Annotated in this window: 19 protein-coding genes, 1 tRNA gene and 1 pseudogene; 9 read left to right on the top strand and 12 right to left on the bottom strand. The window is 62.2% G+C overall.

Translation table 11 applies throughout. The features are described 5' to 3' along the window. Positions 1–145: 145 nt before the first annotated feature. Positions 146–1,369, top strand: a pseudogene (locus QX128_RS22585) (ubiquinone biosynthesis hydroxylase); the annotation flags it as partial. Between the two features lie 58 nt (positions 1,370–1,427). Here QX128_RS22585 and QX128_RS22580 read toward each other — a convergent pair. Genes QX128_RS22580 through QX128_RS22570 form a run of 3 tightly spaced genes read right to left on the bottom strand, consistent with a single transcriptional unit; the run spans position 1,428 to position 3,157 of the window. Beyond that, positions 1,428–2,357 carry an alpha/beta hydrolase gene (locus QX128_RS22580; RefSeq protein ID WP_316238565.1) on the bottom strand — a complete coding sequence of 310 codons (930 nt, stop codon included), beginning with the start codon at positions 2,355–2,357 and terminating at the stop codon, positions 1,428–1,430. Between the two features lie 3 nt (positions 2,358–2,360). Then, the gene (locus QX128_RS22575; RefSeq protein WP_006613415.1) at positions 2,361–2,558 is read right to left on the bottom strand and encodes a Trm112 family protein; all 198 of its coding nucleotides are present in this window, start codon (positions 2,556–2,558) and stop codon (positions 2,361–2,363) included. A gap of 56 nt (positions 2,559–2,614) precedes the next feature. Continuing rightward, entirely contained in the window at positions 2,615–3,157 is a 543-nt protein-coding gene (locus tag QX128_RS22570) for a TetR/AcrR family transcriptional regulator (protein ID WP_315800777.1), read from the bottom strand. 90 nt (positions 3,158–3,247) lie between these two features. Between QX128_RS22570 and QX128_RS22565 the strand changes: the two genes are divergently transcribed. The 3 genes from QX128_RS22565 (at position 3,248) to QX128_RS22555 (ending at position 5,086) form a co-directional block, all read left to right on the top strand. After that, on the top strand, positions 3,248–3,598 hold the full coding sequence (locus QX128_RS22565) for a hypothetical protein (protein WP_315800776.1): 351 nt from the start codon (positions 3,248–3,250) through the stop codon (positions 3,596–3,598). Positions 3,599–3,896: 298 nt separating this feature from the next. Next, positions 3,897–4,244 carry a cupredoxin domain-containing protein gene (locus tag QX128_RS22560; protein ID WP_316238564.1) on the top strand — a complete coding sequence of 116 codons (348 nt, stop codon included), beginning with the start codon at positions 3,897–3,899 and terminating at the stop codon, positions 4,242–4,244. 11 nt (positions 4,245–4,255) lie between these two features. Next, positions 4,256–5,086 carry an FTR1 family protein gene (locus tag QX128_RS22555; RefSeq protein ID WP_315800774.1) on the top strand — a complete coding sequence of 277 codons (831 nt, stop codon included), beginning with the start codon at positions 4,256–4,258 and terminating at the stop codon, positions 5,084–5,086. Here the strand turns inward: QX128_RS22555 and QX128_RS22550 are convergent, their stop codons facing one another. Together QX128_RS22550 and trxA are read right to left on the bottom strand one after the other, a co-directional pair. Further along, positions 5,087–5,761 carry an LON peptidase substrate-binding domain-containing protein gene (locus QX128_RS22550; RefSeq protein WP_315715855.1) on the bottom strand — a complete coding sequence of 225 codons (675 nt, stop codon included), beginning with the start codon at positions 5,759–5,761 and terminating at the stop codon, positions 5,087–5,089. A 48-nt stretch (positions 5,762–5,809) separates the two neighbouring features. After that, complete coding sequence (gene trxA, locus QX128_RS22545) at positions 5,810–6,730, bottom strand: thioredoxin (protein WP_315800773.1); 921 nt, start codon at positions 6,728–6,730, stop codon at positions 5,810–5,812. Positions 6,731–7,019: 289 nt separating this feature from the next. On the opposite strand from trxA, the gene QX128_RS22540 reads away from it, so the two are divergent. The 3 genes from QX128_RS22540 (at position 7,020) to QX128_RS33240 (ending at position 8,764) form a co-directional block, all read left to right on the top strand. Next, positions 7,020–7,094, top strand: a tRNA-Gly gene (locus QX128_RS22540). 178 nt (positions 7,095–7,272) lie between these two features. Next, positions 7,273–8,337: a DNA cytosine methyltransferase gene (locus QX128_RS22535; RefSeq protein ID WP_316238563.1), complete on the top strand. Its 1,065-nt coding sequence runs from the start codon at positions 7,273–7,275 to the stop codon at positions 8,335–8,337. A 46-nt stretch (positions 8,338–8,383) separates the two neighbouring features. Further along, positions 8,384–8,764, top strand: coding sequence for a very short patch repair endonuclease (locus tag QX128_RS33240; RefSeq protein WP_410053171.1), 381 nt, complete (start codon positions 8,384–8,386; stop codon positions 8,762–8,764). A 15-nt stretch (positions 8,765–8,779) separates the two neighbouring features. On the opposite strand, the gene QX128_RS22525 is transcribed toward QX128_RS33240, so the two are convergent. The 6 genes from QX128_RS22525 to QX128_RS22500 form a co-directional block, all read right to left on the bottom strand. Next, positions 8,780–11,335 (bottom strand): RAD55 family ATPase, encoded by a 2,556-nt coding sequence (locus QX128_RS22525; RefSeq protein ID WP_316238561.1) that lies wholly within the window; start codon positions 11,333–11,335, stop codon positions 8,780–8,782. Continuing rightward, the gene (locus QX128_RS22520) at positions 11,335–12,078 is read right to left on the bottom strand and encodes a hypothetical protein (RefSeq protein ID WP_316193737.1); all 744 of its coding nucleotides are present in this window, start codon (positions 12,076–12,078) and stop codon (positions 11,335–11,337) included. The genes QX128_RS22525 and QX128_RS22520 overlap by 1 nt, the downstream gene beginning before the upstream one ends. Beyond that, on the bottom strand, positions 12,078–12,833 hold the full coding sequence (locus QX128_RS22515; RefSeq protein ID WP_316238560.1) for a hypothetical protein: 756 nt from the start codon (positions 12,831–12,833) through the stop codon (positions 12,078–12,080). Before QX128_RS22515 ends, QX128_RS22520 begins: the two co-directional genes overlap by 1 nt. Positions 12,834–13,013: 180 nt before the next feature. Continuing rightward, a complete protein-coding gene (locus QX128_RS22510; protein ID WP_316238559.1) occupies positions 13,014–14,462 on the bottom strand; it encodes a caspase domain-containing protein in 1,449 nt (482 codons plus the stop codon). 116 nt (positions 14,463–14,578) lie between these two features. Continuing rightward, a complete protein-coding gene (pncB, locus tag QX128_RS22505) occupies positions 14,579–15,883 on the bottom strand; it encodes a nicotinate phosphoribosyltransferase (RefSeq protein ID WP_316238558.1) in 1,305 nt (434 codons plus the stop codon). 96 nt (positions 15,884–15,979) lie between these two features. Then, positions 15,980–17,326: an amidase gene (locus QX128_RS22500; protein WP_316238557.1), complete on the bottom strand. Its 1,347-nt coding sequence runs from the start codon at positions 17,324–17,326 to the stop codon at positions 15,980–15,982. Positions 17,327–17,727: 401 nt separating this feature from the next. On the opposite strand from QX128_RS22500, the gene QX128_RS22495 reads away from it, so the two are divergent. Both QX128_RS22495 and QX128_RS22490 read left to right on the top strand, forming a co-directional pair. Next, positions 17,728–19,005, top strand: coding sequence for a PQQ-dependent sugar dehydrogenase (locus QX128_RS22495; RefSeq protein WP_315800769.1), 1,278 nt, complete (start codon positions 17,728–17,730; stop codon positions 19,003–19,005). Between the two features lie 131 nt (positions 19,006–19,136). Next, positions 19,137–19,724: a c-type cytochrome gene (locus QX128_RS22490; RefSeq protein WP_315800768.1), complete on the top strand. Its 588-nt coding sequence runs from the start codon at positions 19,137–19,139 to the stop codon at positions 19,722–19,724. A 250-nt stretch (positions 19,725–19,974) separates the two neighbouring features. On the opposite strand, the gene panE is transcribed toward QX128_RS22490, so the two are convergent. Further along, entirely contained in the window at positions 19,975–20,898 is a 924-nt protein-coding gene (panE, locus tag QX128_RS22485) for a 2-dehydropantoate 2-reductase (protein WP_316238556.1), read from the bottom strand. Positions 20,899–20,944: the final 46 nt, after the last annotated feature.

Raw genomic sequence — 20,944 nt, 5'->3', positions numbered from 1 at the left:
TGCTTTCGCTGGCTCGGCCGTCCGCTCCGGCCCCGTTCGGGCGGGATCAGGCATCCGGAAATGACGGCCTGGGGTGGCAGCCCTTGGTTCACGCCCCTGTTTCGCCCAGCTATAATCGCCCCGCAAGAGTAACCGTGAGCAGGGTGCCATGACGACACAGCGAAGCATTGTCATTTGTGGCGGCGCCTTTGCCGGCCTGGCGCTTGCGCTGGCGCTCCGGCAGGGGCTCGGCCCCGAGGTGCCCGTCATCGTGGCCGATCCGGCGCTCGCCAACCGGCCAAGCCGCGATCCACGCGCCAGCGCCATCGTCGCGGCCTGCCGCAAGCTGTTCGACGCGATCGGCGTCTGGGCGGACGTGGCGCCGCAGGCGCAGCCGATCCTCGACATGGTCATCACCGATTCCAAGCTCGAGGATGCGACGCGGCCGTCGTTCCTGACCTTTGCGGGCCAGGTCGAGGCCGGCGAGCCGTTCGCGCACATGGTCGAGAACCGGCACCTGATCGACGCGCTGGTCAAGCATGCGGAGGCGGCGGGCGTCGAGCTCAAGGCGATGCCGGTGACCGGTTTTGAGACGCGCGGCGACAGCGTTGCAGTGACCCTGGGCGATGGCAGCCGCTGCGAAGCCAGCCTGCTGGTGGCCGCCGACGGCGCGCGTTCGAAGCTGCGCGAGCGTGCGGGCATCCAAACCCATGGCTGGGACTATGATCAGTCCGGCATCGTCGTCACCATCGGTCATGAGCGCGACCATGGCGGCCGCGCCGAAGAGCATTTCCTGCCGCCCGGCCCATTCGCGATCCTGCCGCTGACCGGCAAGCGCTCCTCGCTGGTGTGGACCGAGCGGCGCAAGGAAGCGAAGCGCCTTGTGGAGCTGGGCGCGGAGGAATTCCACGCCGAGCTGGAGAAGCGCGCCGGCCTGCATCTCGGCGAGCTCAAGGTGCTCGACCAGCCCCGGGCGTTTCCGCTGTCCTATTTCGTTGCCCGCTCCTTCATCGCGCCGCGGCTGGCGCTGGTCGGCGACGCCGCCCATGTGATCCATCCGATCGCGGGGCAGGGCCTCAACATGGGGCTGAAGGACGTCGCCGCGCTGGCCGAGGTCGTGGTCGATGCTGCGCGCATGGGGATCGATCCGGGGCAGGTCGATGTGCTCGAGCGCTACCAGCGCTGGCGCCGCTTCGACACGATGGCGATGGGCGTCGCCACCAACTCGCTGAACTTCCTGTTCTCGAACAAGTCGACCTTGCTGCGCGCCGTGCGCGACATCGGCCTTGGGATCGTCGATCGCGCGCCGCCGCTGAAGGAGTTGTTCATCAAGCAGGCCGCGGGCCTCACCGGGGAGATGCCGCGGCTGTTGAAGGGGGAAGCGTTATAAAGCATGATCCGGAAAAGTGGGGACCGGTTTTCCGAAAAGATCATGCTCAAACAAAGAGCTAGCGCGGGCCTGCGGCCGTGATGAAACCGGCGACGGCCTCGACCATGTCGGGGTCGAGCGGACGCTCCGTGTCGTTGTAGGAGGCGAGGTTCTCGTCCTCGTTGGCGACGTCGACCAGGACGTGGTTCATCTCCGGCAGCCACAGCGACTTGGCGGCCGGTGCGGCGGCGGCGAGCGCGACCATGTCGAGGCGTGCGATCTGGTGATCGCGGGCGCCGCCGACGATCAGGATCGGGATCGTGAGCTGCTTCAGCGGATCGATCGGGTCCTCGGCGAAGGCGGAGCCGATGCTGGGCTGCATGCTCGGCGCGACCGGCAGCTCGGGCGGTGGCGGGTCCACGACCTGCCCGGCCATGATGGCGTCGATCGCCTTGGCGACCGGCTCCATCTTCGCCGCCGGCAGCTTCTTCTCGAGCTGCGCCTTGAGCAGATCGCCCTGCCGCCGCGCCGCCGTCGTGAGCAGCACGAGGCGGTCGACCGGGGTGCGGCGGGCGGTGAGGATGGCGACCAGGCCGCCCTCGCTGTGGCCGACGAGAACGATGCGGGCGAACTTGCCGCGCAGGAAGTCGACCAGCGAAGCGGCGTCGTCGACATAGTCCTTGAAGCGGAAGTCCTCAGGCTTGCCGAATTCCGCCTTCCAGCCGCGCGCGCCGCGCTTGTCGTAGCGCAGGCTGGCAATGCCCTGGAGGGCGAGCTGCTCGGCGAGCTTCTTCAAGGTCGCCGGCTTGAGCTGCGGCCCGTTGCCGTCCCGGTCCGTCGACCCCGAGCCGGCGATCAACAGCGCCACCGGCGGGCGCGCGACACCCGCTGGCGTCGTCAAGACGGCGTCGAGTGGGCCAATGCGGACGGCGCTCTCCTCGGCCGAGACCGCCGAAGCGAGGGCCATCAGCGCCAAAGCGAGCGCGCAGCGGATCACGACGGACCGCATCGGTCAGTCGATCTTCCGCGCTTCCTCGGGCAGCATGATCGGGATGCCGTCGCGGATCGGGTAGGCGAGCTTCGCCGACCGGGAGACCAGCTCCTGCTTCGCCGCGTCGTATTCCAGCGGGCCCTTGGTCATCGGACAGACCAGGATCTCGAGCAGCTTGGGATCGACGGAATTGGCGGGGCGTTCGAGCGGGGCGTTCATGGCAAGGGTCTCCGGCGGGCGCCTCTGTAGCATATCGCGCGCCTGCTTGTCGTCCATCAAGGCCTGTGCAGGGCGATCCGGATCAGTTCGTCGATGACCGTGTCCAGTTGCTGGGCCGGCAACGGCCGATCCGACAGCGCATGGCCGAGAAAAGCCCAGTACAGCACCTGGGCGCGTGCGTGTGCGATCGCCGGCGTCAGTCCCTCGGCTGCAAGCAGGCTCTCGACATAGCCCAGCCGGCGCCTGTCGATGGCCTGCACCGCCTGGCGCGCGGCGGGGTCGGATCCGGCCCAGTTGCGCACGGCGCGCTCCAGGACGAGCTTGACCGTGAATGTGCGCCGGAGGAGCACGGCAATCGCCGGCTGGTCGCCGGCGCTCGCCTCCACCCCGGTGATGATCTGCTCGGCCGCAATCTCCCGCCACCTCTTGAGGAGGGCGGCGTGAAACGCAGCCACGTCGGCGAAATGCCAGTAGAAGCTGCCGCGTGACACGCCCAGGGCTTTCGCCAGCGGTTCCGCCTTCAGCGCGGTGAAGCCTTGGCTGGCCAGCACCTTCAATCCCTGGTCCAGCCAATCGTCGGCCGAGAGCTGATCGGTCATGTCGTCTCCATGAGACGACCATACACAACTGTATTGACGGCCGCCAGGACGTCGTGCATCCTCCATACAGAACTGTATGGAGGATGTGCCATGCGTGATGTGCTGCTGGTATGCGCGGGGCTGCTGGCGATCACCGTCGCCGTGATCCATGGCGTGCTCGGCGAGACGATGGTCTTCGCGCGTGCCGCCATCTCGCCGGAGCGGCTGCGAACCCTGCTGCGGCTGGTCTGGCAGACTGGCACGGTGGCGTGGATCGGCTGTGGCGTGCTGCTCGCCGTCGCCCCGCAAATGGCGTCGGAGCCGGCGCGGCATTGGACGGTGGCCACGGTCATCGTCGTGTTCGCTTTCGCTGCAGGCGCCAATGCGCTGGCGACGCGCGGGCGGCATTTCGGCTGGGTCATGCTCGCCGGCGTGGTCGGTCTCGCCATCGCCGGCTACTGATGCGGGGAATTCCGGTCGACCGCAGCGCCGCCACGTACCCGGCGAGAGGAAGGCACCGTGACGCTCCGTCACCGCCGCGTCGCCTCAACTGCCGTTCGGCCGCACTCCGCTCACCGCGAGGCCACTGCCGCGACACATTCGCCAAGAATGGTTCCAACTTAGAAGGAGTCTCTTTGCAGACACGGCGACGAGCCGCTTAGTTGTTCGTCGTCGCGAACGGGTGCCCGGTGTCGACATCGATCCGGGGCGCGCAACCGTTCTCCGATTTGCTTGTCTGGATAGGAGAGGGGACGGATCGATGTTGGTCGACGTGGTGCGGAAGTTGGTCGTCGTGGGTGGAAGCGTCGGCATGCTCGTGATGGCAGCGCAGGCGCACGCCGGGGGATCGAACGAGATCTGCCTCACCTATGCCAATGGTCAATTCGAGCCCAAGGAGCCGACCGTTCCTGCGGACGCGCCGCTGACCATCCGCGTCAGGAACATGGAGGGCAAGGCGATCGAGTTCGAGAGCGAGACCCTGAAGGTCGAGAAGGTGATCGCGGCCAACAGCGAGGCGGTTCTCAACGTCCGCGCGATGAAGTCCGGGCGCTACGAGTTCTATAACGACTTCAACGAAAAGGCCCGCGGCTTCGTCAACGTCCAATAGGTCCAGATCCCATGCTCGCCGCCCTGATCATCGTCTTCCGCGAAGTGTTCGAAGCCGGCCTGATCGTCGGCATCGTACTTGCCGTCACCAGCGCGGTCCCGCATCGCCTGCGCTGGATCGGCGCGGGGCTGTTTGCCGGCCTGGTCGGCGCATGCATCGTCGCGGCGTTCGCGGGAACGCTGACTCAGCTCTTTGAAGGCATGGGACAGGAATTGTTCAATGCGGGGATCCTGTCGGCTGCCGTGATCATGCTGACCTGGCACAATGTCTGGATGGCCCGGCACGGCCGCGAGATGAGCAACGAGCTGCGGACGATGGGCCAGGCGGTGGCCGAAGGCGCCAAGCCGCTGGTCGCGCTGGCGACCGTGATCGCCATCGCCGTGTTGCGCGAGGGCAGTGAGGTCGCGCTGTTTCTCTATGGCGTGGCGGCCTCCGGCGACGGCGGCGGGCGGGCGCTGCTCGGTGGCGGCGTTCTTGGCCTGCTGCTCGGCGTCGCCGTCTGTCTCGCGACCTATCTCGGTCTGATGCGCATCCCGCCGCGCGCGCTGTTCAAGACCACCACCGTGCTGATCACCCTGTTGTCGGCGGGAATGGCCGCGCAGGCGGTGTTCTTTCTCGCCCGCGCCAACTGGCTGACGTCATTCGACCAGGTGGTGTGGGATTCGAGCGCGGTTCTGCCCGAGCGTGGCGTCGCCGGGCGGACGCTCAAGGCTCTGATCGGCTATACTGATCAGCCTACCGCGATGCAGCTCGCAGTCTACATCGGGGTGATCGTCGCCACCATCGCGCTGATGCGTCTGACGGCGGCTCCGCCAGCGCCGCGTGCGGCTCCCGCCGAATGATCATTGCAGCGGCGGATCGCCCGAGGTCCGCTTCTTGGCGAGATCCATCTCGGTCACGGCGATGAGGATTTCGGCGCGGGTCTTCAGGTCCGGCGCCTCGAGCATCGCCTGCTTCTCCGCCGGTCCGTAGGGCGACATCATCGCCAGCGCGTTCACGAGCGCCTCGTTCGGCGCCGCTTCGATGCCGGCCCAATCGACCTTCAGATTATTGGCCTTGAGGAAGTCGGTGAGCACCGCGAGCAGCGCCTCGCGGTCGACCGCGTCCTCACCCTTGCGCGCCGTGAAATCATCGACGAACGGGAAATAATCGACCTTGCACTGCCGATAGGGCGTCAGCACCGTCATTTCCTCGACCACCTTGAAGCGGGACACGCCGGTGAGCTCGAGGATGTAGCGGCCATCGCCGGACTCGGCGAGCTGCGTGATCCGGCCGACGCAGCCGACCTTGAACAGCACCGGGCGCTCCTCGCTGGAGGAATGGGTGACGTCGGGCTGGATCATGCCGATGAGCCGATGGCCGTCGCGAAGCGCATCGTCGACCATCGCGAGATAACGCGGCTCGAAGATGTTGAGCGGCATTTGGCCGCGCGGCAGCAGCAAGGCTCCCGCCAACGGAAACACCGGAACGATCTCCGGCAGCTCGGCGGGACCGCGATATTCGGCATTGATCGGCATGCGATACCTCGTGTCCGCTGGAACGAGCGCGCGTCCCGCCCAGCCGGGTTACGAAAACAGGATCGTCGACAGCCGCTTGCGGCCCTCGATGGTGGCCTCGTCGGCGCCGCCCCAGGCTTCGAAGAACTGCACGAGCTGCTTGCGCGCGCCGTCCTCGTTCCATTTGCGGTCACGCTTCACGATCTCGAGCAACTGGTCGGTGGCTTCCTTCCGCTTGCCCGCGGCGTTCAGCGCGGTCGCCAGGTCGAAACGCGCCTGGTGGTCGAGCGGATTGGCGGCGACCTTCTGTTCGAGCTCGCCGACCGGCCCGAGCGACTGGGCCTGCTCGGCCAGATCGATCGCGGCCTGCACGGCGGAGACCGCCGAATCGCTGCGCTTGGAGTCCGGGACCATCGCCAGCGTCTGCTTGGCCTCGTCGATCGCGCCGAGCTCGACCTGGCACTTTGCAAGCCCGGCGATCGCCGGGATGTTGGCGGCGTCGACCGCGAGCACCTCGGCATAGATCTCGGCCGCGCCGGCCGCATCGCCCTCGGCCAGCACGGCTTCGGCTTCCTTGAGGATCTCGGCGATGTCGGGCTCGCCGGCGCCGGGAACGCCCTTGGTGATCTTTTCGATGAAGGCGGCGACCTGGCTCTCGGGCACGGCACCCATGAAGCCATCGGCGGGCCGTCCGCCGACGAACGCGATCACGGCCGGAATCGACTGGATGCCCATCTGGCCCGGGATGGCCGGATGCTCGTCGATGTTCATCTTGACCAGCTTGACCTTGCCCTTGGCGGCCTTGACGGCCTTTTCCAGGATGGGCGTCAGCTGCTTGCACGGTCCGCACCACGGCGCCCAGAAGTCGATGAGGACCGGCTGCCGCTTCGATTCCTCGATGACGTCCTTCACGAAGCTCTGCGTCGTGGTGTCCTTGATCAGATCCGGCACCTGCGGCGCCGCTCCGCCGCCCTGTTCAACAATGGTCACGGGGTCCCTCGTCCGAAAAAATTCCGATGGACGGCGACCGGGAACCGGCCGCCGCCGCGCCTCAATACACGTTTTCTTTCACTTTAAGTGGCGGTCCAGCCGGAAATTTCAATCAGCGCCCTTCGGGGTCCGGTGATGGGCAGGTTTTGGCCCGGTTCGGCCGGTCCCGACCGCTAAAATTTGAACGTCGCCGGCGTACGAAACCTGTCGCAGACCTGTTGCATTCGTCCGCGGCATTTGGCATAGGTCTGCCCGTCGCTGGCGGCCACGCCGCCAAGGCGTCACGGATGCGGGTGTAGCTCAGTGGTAGAGCACGACCTTGCCAAGGTCGGGGTCGAGGGTTCGAACCCCTTCGCCCGCTCCAAAACGTCGCATGAACCGTGTCCGACAGATGTCGGTTATGGGCAGGGCAAAATTTCCGCCGCTAGTTCGAGCGCCATCGTTCCACAGATTTGCAACCAGCGGGTCTAAGTGTAAGATCCGTTCCCTGGTTAATTTCAATGGTCCTACTTTAGGACGACGTCGTCCGGATCTCGCTGCCGATGGTTCTTTCTTCGAGGAGGAGGACGGAAGGGCTGTCGAAAAAGCCAAAGGCGATTGATCTATTCAGTGGCTGCGGCGGCCTTACGCTTGGGCTACGACAAGCTGGCTTCTCGGTTATCGGGGCTATAGAGGCCGATGCGGTTGCTGCTCATACCTATAGGCAAAATCACCGTAACTCGCGCCTGTGGCAAGCCGACATTGTAAGCGTCTCGCCAGCCCAAATGCGCAAAATCCTAAAGTTAAAGGTAGGAGAATTGGATCTCCTGGCCGGGTGCCCGCCCTGCCAAGGCTTCTCGTCCCTTCGAACACGGAACGGAGCACAACGAAACCGAGATCTGCGAAATGGACTCGTAAGCCAAATGGTGCGTTTTGCCCGGGTCTTACGACCAAAATTCATAATGATGGAAAATGTTCCGAATCTCGCCTCGCGTGAGCCGTTCAGACAACTATGCCGAGATCTGAAACGAATCGGATATCGCGTGGAGTACGCAGTGAAGGATGCTTCGCGCTACGGCGTTCCTCAGCGCCGTAAGAGATTGATCTTGCTGGCTAGCATAGACTCCGCAATTGTTTTTGCGCCCGAGGAGGCTGAGTTTCTCACAGTGCGGGACGCGATAGGAACAATTCCATCAGCGGGGAGCGGCGCAGATCCACTGCACGATATGCCGGAATTTCCTCGGTCTGCCCGAATCAACGAGTTGATTCGAGATATTCCCAAGGATGGTGGAAGTCGACGTGATCTACCGGCCAAGAGACAACTAGATTGTCACCGTAAGACCACCGGCTTCAGCGATATCTATGGTCGTATGGCGTGGGATCAGGTCGCGCCGACCATTACGACCGGTTGCTTCAATCCCTCGAAGGGCCGGTTTCTTCATCCGGAAGAAGATCGTGCGATCACCATGAGAGAAGCCGCTCTTCTGCAGGGTTTTCCTGCTACTTACAGGTTTGATCCCCGGCTGGGGAAAATTGCCATCGCTAAGATGATAGGAAATGCATTGCCTCCCGAATTCATCAGGAGACATGCGATCCTGATTCGATCTGCGCTACAGCTGGCAGACTGAGGGCGAGAAAGTGGATATATTCGCACCGGCCCGACGCTCGGAGATAATGTCAAGAATCAAAAGTAAAGGAAACTTGGCGACCGAGGTTAAGCTGATCGAGCTGTTTCGTGAGAGCCACATAGTAGGTTGGAGGAGGAATTCCCGCCTCTTCGGCAAACCAGATTTCGTTTTTGCGAGTTGCAGAATAGCCGTATTTGTTGATGGATGCTTCTGGCATGGGTGCGCCCTTCACTCCCGTCTTCCTAAAACGAATCGTAGTTTTTGGGCCAAAAAACTTGAACGAAATCTTGCGCGGGATCTCGCTGTAAACAGTCATCTGCGGCTGAGAGGCTGGCGGGTCCTGCGCATCTGGCAACACGAGCTAAAAGACCGTGCGTCACTCGTCAGAAAAATCAAACGAAGTTTATCGATGAGGCAAACTTGTTAACGAGGGGCGTCAATTCTAGATTTTGGTACTAATTGTTAGAGATGATCTATCCCAAACCATGTGGGGCGGAATAGTCTGCTCCGAAGCGTTTACTGTTTCGATCCGGAACTCATTTCGATCATCCCCGCTGGCCGATACATCAAAATAGAAGTCTGCCGCATTCACCAGTGCCTGTAGGACCGGGCCTGCTCGCTCTCTTGCAACTGTTAGATCCAACGCCATGTGCTCACTATAGGAGCTGCCTGGCATATCGATGTGGGTATGAGTAGTAATAACGGTCATGGTATACCGTCTAAGCATCTCATAAAGAATCGGCCAAAGAACGGTACTTTCTTGAAGTCGTGGAAATTGCATAAATACATTGTGTAATCCATCGACGATAATCGCGTCGTATACAAGTCCATCGAGATAGCTCGCTTCAATGCGGCTGATAATCCTCCGAAGAAAGTCTTCTGGCCTCAGGTGTCCGGGATAGAAGAACTCTACGTCAACCATCAAATCGGGCGACGAACTGGGTGCAACTTTTCGCCGGCGGAGGTTTCTTAGGAGTCCCTGATAATATGCATCTTGATACAAGAAAGAAACCACGAGTATCCGTCGTTTAGAGTCGGGCATATTTAGTGCGTTAAGCAGAGATTGAGTGCTGTCGGACTCTGAAGGAGGTTCTGTGCCCGCCTCGAATAGGTCACCGGTCTTTTGCTGTCGCTGACTCGAATCGTCGACAATGCCGCCTGCAACGAGCCGCAGTGCGAGGGAGGCCTTCCCGCTGCTTCCTTTTCCCGTGATCAAGATTTGGGAATGATCGTACAGCTTGAGCGCGAAAGTTTCTCGTTTGCTTGAACTTCGGAAAACATCGAGCCATCGGCCTGTGTTTCGATTGTTCCAGGCATAGTCGCGGTGCATATCACGTTGCGCGGCGATCTGTGGAGTAAGGCCTACGCCGACGCGTGGCGAAAGATTCAGGAGATGTGCTCCCATTCGTGCAAATTGCCGCCGAGTCTTCCTTAGAATGAACTTTCGAACAAGAGGTTGCGAGACATCGTCGTTCTTCTCCAATGAGAGATCGACGACCAGGTCGACTACGTAGTCTAGATCCTGCACTGCCGGATCGTCGTAGTCTGCTGACATGATGATTACGAGCGCGCCAGCTCGACGCAAATTTTCGACAAGCCCACGAAGACGTCTAGTTTCCTGTCCTTTGGAGACTGTGCGTCTGTCGGTTTCTAACAATTCATGTATTCCATCCAAAACAATAAGGAGGGGAATAATTCCAGGTGGTCGAGATGAGACGTCAATGCTGCCGTTTGGACGCAGATCAACGAGATCGTCAATCAGTTGATTTATGGAGTTCAAATCGGTATCAGCATCTTCTTTGAGGTGCTTGGCCTCGAACCAAAGGTTGTCCTTGTTGAACGTACGTGTTCTACGGATAAATTCCGGAACGATAGTGCTAATGCGACGTTGCAAATCGTCCGGGTTTTCCTCGCAGGAAAGATATATTGTGTCGATACCAAGAGGGGCCAGAGCGGTAGCGAAGCCGAGGGCGAGCGACGTCTTTCCGCTTCCCGAAGGCCCGGTGATTCGCATGATGGTCCCTTCCGAAGCCGTAAATCGTAATCCTCGGGCAAAGACGATGTCGGCATTGGGAATGGCTATCGGAAGTCCGTCAATTTCATTGACTAGTTCAGAGGCTGGAGGAAGTGCCTCAACGTTATTGGCTATTACGAACTCGTATATTCCGTCTTCACCTAATAGAGAGCCGCGACCAAGAAATGAGCTTCGTAGCTCTTGTTTTTCGGTGCGCCGCTTTCGAGGGGTCATTTCGCTTTGAAAGGTTGGGAACGATAGATGCATCATGCCGCGGGACGCGAGCATGTGCATCACAATGAAGTCGGTCGGGTTCGTCGGATAGTTGATGTCTCTAATCTTCCAGTGCCGATCTATAGATCTAACTGAATCGACGATTCCCTCGAAGCCAATGAAATGACGAACGATCTCGATCGGGTCATCTCGTTGCGGGAAACCGTGAGGGGCAGACTTAAGCAGTTGCCCTCGTAGAGACTTGTCGGAGTTCAGCTTTCGATAATATCTAACGGCGCCAGCGAAGATAATGGCGCGAACTACTGCGTGAGCATAAGCGTCGCTCGCGGGGAATTCCGGTGACGTCAAGTACATTCGTAGGAAATAAAGTGGAGAAGGTAGTAAGTGCCTTGGTTGTTGTGATGGATTGCGAATGTTCAGGGTGCGTCGAGCTTGCTCGGTTAGGACGCTTTTGAATATGTGTTTTAATATTAAAAAGACGCGAGTTGGATCGGAGTTCGGCTGGTCTGAATACTTTCGAAGGTTCGCTGTTATTCCCTCGCTTAGATGCGGATCCCAGCGGTTCCACATTCCGATGAAGCTGTCATTGTATAGTTTGTTCACTGGTTCCGCCAGATGATCCCACCGAGCGGGATCACTGTTTAAGAAAAGTCCTGCGACCTCATAAAACTTTTCGTAGAAGAGGCGCCCCGCTGTTCCGAAGGGGAGGTCATAGAGAAACGCCTCAGCATCTTCATAGTCGACGGCCATTATCTTTGTCCAAGCCGTTGCTTCATTCCATCGTTCAGCGTCGGGAAAATAGCGACCACTTTGAACGACGGATCAGCGGCTCGCGTCGTCACATTCGTCGGCCGCAGTGCCGAGTGCGCTGATAGCACGAGAGAGTGAAGGTCACACCGATAATCTTCGTCGATCATCTTGGCTAATTCGTCGGCCTCTTTGAATGGCATAATCAAGCACAGAGCCGTTAGATTATCCAGGAAGCTCCCTGCGTACTTAGCCCTTAGTTTATCAAGCGAGAAAGAAAAGTCTTTCGCCTTGAGGCCGCTGGCTGCCTGCATGTAGTAAGAATGAAGACTTGGTCCTGTAGCTTCGTCATACGCCAACGATAGCCAGTCGGCAGGGCGTGTTGTACGTAGCTCATTATCTTCGAGAAGCTCAGCCATTGGGGGCGGCGCGCCCAGATCTTTCCTAGAGAGATAGGCGTAAAATCGCGCCCGTGCATCCTTCGGCAAACCGTTCTCGGTTAGAACTGCTAATTCGTTGGAAATAGAAGGCTCGGCTATCTTGAGTCTGCGTACGATTTGGCGAAATGCTCGCCACTGCTTCCATTCGTCTCCGTCGAGCTGACGGACTGCCGCAAGAAGTTGAGGCGCAACACTGGGCCCATCTGCCAAGTGTGACTCTATCCATGTATCGAGCTCAGTCTTCCCCGACTTGTCGGCCAAATCGGCCGCGTCTTGCTTGATTAGATCGATCAGGAGTTCGGCCATTATGTTACACTCGCGGAGACGCATCGACCGAGCGAAAATGTTCGCTGTTCATAGGTGACGCTGGTGGCGACGACTTCCTTCAGACCGGATAGCGCGCCGCAACTTTTGGGATAAACCTTCGGGGGGAGTGTCTTTCCGCCGTGGTTCCAGATGTCAAGTTGGTCGAATCCGGTATCGTTACAGTTCGGCGTACGACAGATGTCCTGGACAGACGTTCGAGGGAACGCAAAATGAATGAATTCTCCTTCTGGACGGGGAAGGGCGAGACTCCATGGAAGGCAAGCGTCGATGCTATCGAGTATTGCTGTTGGGTCTTTCACAAGGCTCGGATTTCGGTAAAGCCAGATTGGTGATTTCGCCCTTATAGGATGTCCATGCATCGCGCGTTCAAGCTTTCGAAGTGCTTTTTTGCGCTCTCGTCGCGGGAGCGCCTCGTTCTTTATCACGTTGAAAGTCTCTTCGACATCGCCTTCATCTCCAGAACCGACTAACTCAGCAACCCGCTTGTAAAAACCTCCGGAAAAATACAGATGACCCAGCATCGCGTCGCCCCGGAGATTTTGAGGCTTAGGCGCCAGTGTAACTTTTGCGAAATACGCCAAAAAAGCCGCTTTGCCGTCCGAGGCACTCGTACAAGCGCTCAACGCCTTTAATACCCCCAGACGGTATCTCTTGGGGGTCGCTTTGTCGTTGAGTATGTTGGAATATGCGACTTCAGAAAGCCAATCGGGACGCGGGGGGGGCGAAGCAGACATTTTTTATCAATCTGAGGCTGAATATCCATTGGAGTCATCTAGAGGTCGATAAAACGCTTGTCTATTACCTTTTTCTCACAGGCCGCTGCTTCAATATGAGAAAGGCCCGCTTCCGGGCGCTTAGTCGGGACAGCCAGGGTATTCGATCCTATTGTCGTCCCAGGCTGCCACCCTGTCCATTCACCTTCGTAAGCTACCGCTTCCCACTGCGGTCTTCTCCCAATTCGCTATCGTGTCGGCGAAGACGCGATCTCCACTGGGACCTTTGCCGATCGCGAGGATGCCCCGGCGCTGGTTCGCATAGACGACCGGGATGTCGAACCATTCGCGCCGCGCGAGAAGCTCCTCATTGCGTGCGCGATCGGCCTCGACGTTGGACAAGCCGACCAGGAACGAGCCTTCGGTGATCTTGACGGAGAGCCCGGCGAGCGGCGTCCCGCGCGACTTCTCATCCGTCTTCATCAGCATTCCCGGCACGTTGCTGACGCCGCCACCGACGAAATCGGCGGCGGGCCTGAAGGTGAGCTCGGCGACATGGCTGGCCGGCAGGCTGGGATCGTCGTTGCGGCGCAACTGAAGGCTGACCTTCAGCTTGCGCTCGGGAATGTCGATCTCGCCACGGATCACCGGCGTCGGCCGTCCTGATTGTGCATTCTTGACCGTCTCGGTCCGCCAGGTCACCGAGCCGGAATACCGCTTGCCGTTGGGGTTGGAGAGATCCTCGTCATACAGCACCGCGAGTCCGGGCGTCCGCGCATCCGGCGCGTCGGAGGATGCGGCCGGGCTGGGAAGGGGAGCGCTGCTACGTCCGGCGCCCAGGCCAGCGGGCTGCGCCGGCTTCGCCGCAGCGGCGCTCAGTTGGGCGCTGCCGTCGATCGACGTGAACATCACGAGCGGGCGCTGCGCTCCGCCGGTGGCGCGCTCCACCGCCGCGTTGGTCTGGTTGAAGGTCTCGATCAGGCGTTGGCCAGGCTGCTGGAGCGCTTCTGCAAGGGCGGCGGCGAACACGCCGTGACCGTCCGGACCGCGCTGTCCCGCCGTCCCGGCCTGTGCGGCAAAGGAGATCACGGTCTGTGCGGAAACGTCGACCGGGACGAGGCCGGCGGCAAGACCGGCGATGCCGCGCCCGGCGAACGGATTGGAGCGGAAGGCGTCGAGAATGATCACGTTTTGCCGGGAGCTCGATCCGCTCAGCTCGCGCAGAATGCCAGTCAGGTCGCGCAGCTCGGTGGTCAGGTCCGCGGGCGTCGCCGGCGCCGCGTCGACCGGGACGAGATAATCGGCGCCGCCCAGGTTGAGTCCGTAGCCGGCGTAATAGACCAGCGCGACGTCGGCGTCGGCGATCCGGCCCTTGAACTCGGCCAGCGCGCGATCGAAGCCGCGTCGGTCGAGGTCGATCTGCGCAGCACCACCGCTCAGGGTGAAGCCGAGCCGCGACAGGCTGTCGGCGATCAGCCGGGCGTCCGCCGCCGGCTCGTCCAGCAGCGGCGCGCGCTCGTGGATGGAGTTGCCGATCACCAACGCCACCCGCTTGTCAGCGGCAGCCGGCCCCGTGGTGATCAGGATCGCGCCGACCCAAAGGATGATTGCAGACAGCAGCTGCCCAACTCGGCCGATCACCCGACGCATGCCAACGATCTCCTGCCATCCGATCCGAACGCTCGCGGTGGTAATACCGCAAGTCGAACAAAACCGGAACAAGAATCGTGGCAGAAAAGAGAAAATTGTCGCCGGGTGTTGGCCGCCTAGACGACCACCGGCGTGCGCACCCGCCCGGCGTCGCCGAACACCCGCAGGTAACGCGCGATCTCGGTGGGGTCGCCGGTCGCCTTCTCCGGGTTGTCGGACAGCTTCACGGCGGGATGGCCGTCCGCCGACGTCACCTTGCAGACCAGCGAGATCGGATCGAGGTCGACCGAGCCGTCCGGCGAGCAGCCGACGAAATCGTTGGTCAGGTTGGTGCCCCAGCCGAACGACAGCCGCACCTGGTCGGAGAAGCGATGATGGATCTGCTCGATGGATTCGACGTCCATCGCGTCGGAGAACACCAGGAGCTTCTGCTTGGGATCGCGTCCCTTCGATTTCCACCAGGCGATGATCTCCTCGCCGGCCTGGATCGGCGGCGCGCTGTCGGGCCGGAAGCCGGTCCAGTCGGCGACCCAATCGGGTGCGTCGCGCAGGAAGGCCTTGGTGCCGAATGCGTCGGGCAGCGCGATCAGGAGGTTGCCGGCATAGGTCTGCCGCCACTGGTCGAGAATGCGATAGGGCGCGAAGCGAAGCTCGTCATCGTCCTTGGCAAGCGCCGCCGCGACCATCGGCAGCTCATGCGCGTTGGTGCCGATGGCTTCGAGATCATTGTCCATCGCCAGCAGCACGTTGGAAGTGCCGGTGAACGACGAGCCGAGACCTTCCTTCACGGCCTCGACGCACCAGCGCTGCCACAGGAAGCCGTGACGGCGGCGGGTGCCGAAATCCGACAGCCGCAGGCCGTCCAGCTTGCGCAGCCGCTCCACCTTGGCCCACAGCTTGGCCTTGGCGCGAGCGAACAGTACGTCGAGCGCGAACCGGCCCTGGCCCTTCATCGCCTGGCGCGAGCGCAGCTCGTTGACGATGGCGAGCGCCGGGATCTCCCACATCGTGGTGTGCGTCCATGGCCCGTGGAAATGCAGCTCGTACTGGCCCTCGGACTTGCGCAGCTCGTATTCGGGCAGGCGGAAATTGGCGAGCCAGGCGATGAACTCCGGCGAGAACATGTGGGTCTTGCCGTAGAACGTGTTGCCGGCAAGCCAGATCAGCTCCTTCTTGGAGAAGCGGATGGTGCGGGCGTGATCGAGCTGGGCGCGCAACTCGCCTTCGTCGATGACGTCTGCCAGGCGTACACGCTTCGTCCGGTTGATGACCGAGAACGTCACCTGCTGATTCGGGTAGAATTCCCGAATCATCTGCAGCATCAACAGCTTGTAAAAATCGGTATCGAGCAGGCTGCGCACGATCGGATCGAGGCGCCAACCGTGATTATAGGTTCTGCTCGCGATGTCTGTGACTGTCATATGATCGTTCTACAGCGCCGGCCGCAAACCCGCCACTGGGCTTGTCGCAGGTGAACCTTGTGGCGCGGCGGCATCCTCGCTCGCACTTTTTGAGGGCTATTCGCGCGCCAGCAGCGGTACGCCGGGATCGAACGCCAGCACAGCTTCGGCCCATTTCGCGACGCGGAGCACGTGGAGGTCGTTGCGATAGGGGCCGGTGATCTGCACGCCGAGTGGAAGGCCGTCATGGCCGAACCCCGCCGGCAGGGAGATTGCAGGCGCTCCGACGAAGGTCCAGGGCGCGCAATATTCGGCATCGCCGGTCCAATCCAGGCCGCGCGGCGCTTCGCCGAAGGCCGGCAAGGTGAGCACCGCATCGAACCCGTCGAGCTCGGTTGCGAGCGCCCTCTGCCGGTGGGCCTGGGCCGCCTTGGCGGCGAGATATTCCATGGCGGTCTTGCTGCGGCCGCTCTCGACATGGTCCTTCATGACCGCGCTGACGCGATCCGGATAGCGCGCGATCAGGTCGGAGAAGATCGTGGTCGCCTCGCTGAGCATGATGGTGGTGACCGCCTTCCCGTTCACCGTATCGAGCTCTCTCAGTTCGATCTCGGTGATCGCTGCGCCGGCGCTGCGCAACGTGTCGACGACCGACTCGAACACCGCCTTCTGGTCCGCCTCCGCGCGCTCCCATTTGGCGAAGCGTACCACCGCGAGCCGCGGCCTGGAGAGCGGCGCGACGCCCTGCGCAACATCCACCGTGAAGCCCGGCAGCGGCCGGCCGTGGCGATCGTCGGCGCTGCTGCCGGCCAGCAGCGAGAGGGCGAAGGCGACGTCGTCGACGCGGCGGGCGAAAAAGCCGACATGGTCGAGCGACGGGCTGAGCGGATGCACGCCGACGCGGGGAATGGCGCCGAAGCTCGGCTTGAAGCCGACGACGCCGTTGAACGCCGCCGGCCGGATCACCGAGCCGAGCGTCTGCGTGCCCAGCGCCAGCGGCACCAGGCCGGCCGCAACCGCCGCGGCTGATCCGGACGATGAGCCGCCCGGCGTGTGCTCGGGGTTCCATGGGTTGACGGTCGGGCCTGGATGACGCCACGCGAACTCGGTCGAGACCGTCTTGCCGAAGATCGTCGCGCCAAGATTGCGCAGCCGCTCGACCACCCAGGCGTCCGCCTCCGGGACGTGATCGCGATAGATCTGCGAGCCGTTGGTGGTCGGCATGTCCGAGGTGGCGATGATGTCCTTGATGGCGACGGGAATTCCGCCCAGCGGTCCGGCCTTCGCCGTGACGTCGCGCGGCAGATATTCGAACGCCTTCAACTGCGGCTCGATCGCCCGTGTCCTCGTCAGACATTCTTCACCATAGCCCGCCGCCGCGGCCGGGTCGGCGGCGAACCGGCGCAGCAGCTCGAGAACACCTGCACCGGCCTTCGGCGTCTGAAGTTCGGACTGTCGCGACATCGGGCATCCTGTTTGGCACGAGTTTTGTTCGGCACGAGTCTTGGAGGTTCTCGCACGGCCCGCGCCCGCTCGTGCTGCCGCAGAGTAGCGACTGGCGATGCGGCCGCCAGTCGCGCCTGCGATCAGTGCGTATGAATACAGCGCATGGCCGTTCTTGCCGTCAGCGCAAAAGCGATCGATGGGTTGCAAGAGCGCGCACATCAAGCGCGCATTTGGCATGCTTTGAGTGCAGAGGCGGCTCGTGAGTGCCGCGCAAACTTCGCCGCAATCCGCTTCTCACCCGCTCAGGATGTGCTACCATTTTCGCGCAGGACCACTCGACGTGGCCGGCCAAAGGACGTCCTCAGATACGTTCCGAAAAGTAGACGCAGCCAGACGAGCTGCCTCATGGGAGTGAAGCGATGACATCGGCTTTCCACCGAAGCATTCTTGCGCTTGCAACAATCGGTCTTCTCGCCGGCACCAGCATTGCCGGCGCGCAGCAGAAATCCGACGCGGGTAAGCCGCTCAAGAAGTACGAATCGGGCACCAAGGAATTCTGGACGCATCCGCCGGACGACTGGTTCCTCGGCGACGAGACCGAGGCGCAGAAGGGGTTGGCGCCGCCATCGGGCCCGCCGACCGGCGCCTCCGATGCCGAGCTCGCCAAGATCGTCAAGCAGGTGAAGCTGCCCGACGGCTTCAAGATGGAAGTCTGGGCCTCGGGCGTGCTTGCCGCGCGGCAGATGGCCTGGGGCGACAAGGGCACGCTGTTCGTCGGCTCGTTCGGGCTCGGCAACGTCTATGCGATCAGCGACAAGGGCGGCAAGCGCGAGGTCAAGACGGTCCTCAAGGGCCTGAACATGCCGACCGGCCTCGCCTTCCAGGACGGCAATCTGTACGTCATCGCCGTCGACAAGCTGATCAAATATGAGAATGCCGAGGCCAATCTCGACAATCTCGGCCAGGGCAAGGTCGTCTATGACGACATGCCGTCCTATGCGGCGCATGGCTGGAAATACATCGCGGTCGACAAGGACGGCTGGTTCTATATTCCCTTCGGACCGCCCTTCAACATCGGCATTCCGCCGACGTCCGTGTCGCAGATCCGCCGCGTCGATCCGCGCACCGGCAATGCCGAGATCTATGCGCTCGGCGTGCGCAACAGCGTCGGCGGCGACGTCGATCCGCGCACCGGCAAATACTGGTTCACGGAGAATGCGCGCGACTGGGTCAGCGACGATCTGCCGAGCGACAAACTCAACATGATCTCGAAGCTCGGCGAGCATTTCGGCTATCCCTATTGCCACCAGGGCGACCTGCCGGATCCGAAGTTCGCGATGGGCCACAAATGCTCGGAGTTCACGCCTCCGGTGCTGAACCTCGGGGCTCACGTCGCGCCCCTGGGCATGAAGTTCTATACCGGCGACCAGTTCCCGGCGGAGTACAAGAACAACATCCTGATCGCCGAGCACGGCTCCTGGAACCGGCACAAGTACCAGGGCGCCCGGATCATGCGCGTCATCGTCGGTCCCGACGGCAAGGACGCCAAGCAAGAGGTGTTCGCTTCCGGCTTCATCGAGGGCGACCAGGGCTACCTCGGCCGTCCCGACGACATCATCCTCGCCAAGGACGGTTCGATCTTGGTGGCGGACGACTGGGCCGGCGCGATCTATCGCATCAGCTACGAGAAGAAGTGATCTCGTCGTGAAAGCGGGGCTGCGCGCTGCCTTATGGCGGCCGCAGCCCCAACTATTTTCGGGGCTGCGCGTTGATCTGAGCGTGGCGATCCCGGCCGCGCAGGCGAAGCCGGGCATTCGGAGGATTTGACATGCGTCATGGAGTTGCCGCTGCGGCATGCGTGCTGGCGCTGGTGTTGATGAGCCCCTCCGCGCAGGCGGCTGATGTCGAAGCCGGCAAGGCAAAGGCCGAGCTCTGCGTCGGCTGCCATGGCGAGAACGGCATCTCGCAGACCGAGAACATTCCTTCGCTGGCCGGCCAGCAGGACCAGTTCATCCAGTGGCAGCTGGTGTTCTTCCGGGCCGGCACCCGCAAGAACGAGGCGATGAAGCCGATCATCGATCAGCTGAACAACGAGGACATCCGCAACCTCGGCGCCTATTTCGCTTCGCTGCAGCCGGCGAAGTCACCGCCCGACGATAATCCGGAGCTGTCGAAGAAGGGCGCCGAAGCCGCCGCCGGTCGCCGCTGTGCCTCATGCCATCTCGACAGCTATGCCGGCACCAAGGGCGTGGCGCGGCTCGCCGGCCAGCGCGAGGAATATCTCGTCAAGGCGCTGCACGACTACAAGAGCGGACAGCGCGTCGGCGGCAGCCAGGCCGCGATGACGGATGTTGCCTATCCGCTGAGCGCGGAGGAGATCACGGCGCTCGCGCATTATCTCGCGCATGTGCAGTGACGGGTGATCGACTGGAGGCCTCGCGCCACCCACAGCCGTCGTCCCGGACAAGCCCGCCGACGCGAAGCGTCGGTGGGTGCCGATCCGGGACCCATACCGCGGAGTCTATCGAGGAAGTTCGCTGGCAGTCGCCTGCCTCACCACGGCCGCGGCGTATGGGTCCCGGCTCAAGGCCGGGACGACGGCGGAGTGTGTGGTGGCGCCGGAGCTGACTTACGCGTCCGCCCTTGAGGCCACGCAACGTCAGGGACTACTTGCCCCGCTGCGCCTCGTACACCTTCAGCTGAGTATATGAAATCCGCAGCCGCGGCACCGGGACCTTGGCGGCATCGGCGCGGGCGACGAGATCGCCGATGACGTGATCGGCCTCGACCGGCAGGCCGGCGCGCAGATCGCGGAACATCGAGGCGGTCATGGGGGAACCCTCCGCCGTGAGCATGCCGGAAACGCGCTGGAAGAAGGCGCCGGCCGGCGCGTAGCCTGCAGCCGCAGCGGTGGCGCTGCATTCGTCGAGCATGCCGAGCAGGAAATCCTTGCCGCCCGGCGCGGTCAGGATCACGCCGACCGGCCCGCGCATCAAGGTGGTCGACGCCGCGAGCGAGGACAGGAAAACCCACTTCTCCCACATGTCCTGCATGATGTTCTCGCTGGCCGACGCATTGAAATTGCCGCGCTGGAAAATCTCGAAGATCGCGCGGACGCGCTCCGACGATCCGCCGTCGCGTTCGCCGAAGCTCAGCGACTGCATCGGCTGCAGCTGCACCACCTCGCGGCTCTCGTTCAAGGTCGCGGCGATGGCGCAGAGCCCGCCGAGCACGCGCGCGCGACCGAACCTGGCGTCGAGCACGTCGAGGTGCCTCATGCCGTTCAGCATCGGAATGATCGCGGTGTCAGGTCCCACCGCGGGTGCAAACGAGTCGATCGCGTCGTCGAGATCAAACGCCTTGCAGCTCAGCAGTACGACGTCGAAGTGCTGCTTCAAACCGTCCGCCTGCACCGTCTTCGGATTGGGCAAGGTGACGTCACCGGTCGGACTGCGGATCACGAGGCCGGCACTGGCGAGCTCAGCCGCGCGGCGCGGGCGGACCAGGAAGGTGACATCGGCACCGGACTGCCGCAGCCGGCCGCCGAAATAGCCGCCGATGGCACCGGCGCCGACGACGAGAATACGCATGGGTGGATCCCTCTGTGAGCGGGCCGCATCATGCAGAAGCGAGTGA

It is taken from the genome of Bradyrhizobium sp. SZCCHNR1015, assembly GCF_032489875.1.
Classification (GTDB): domain Bacteria; phylum Pseudomonadota; class Alphaproteobacteria; order Rhizobiales; family Xanthobacteraceae; genus Bradyrhizobium.
This window is presented reverse-complemented; position numbering and strand designations above follow the sequence as displayed.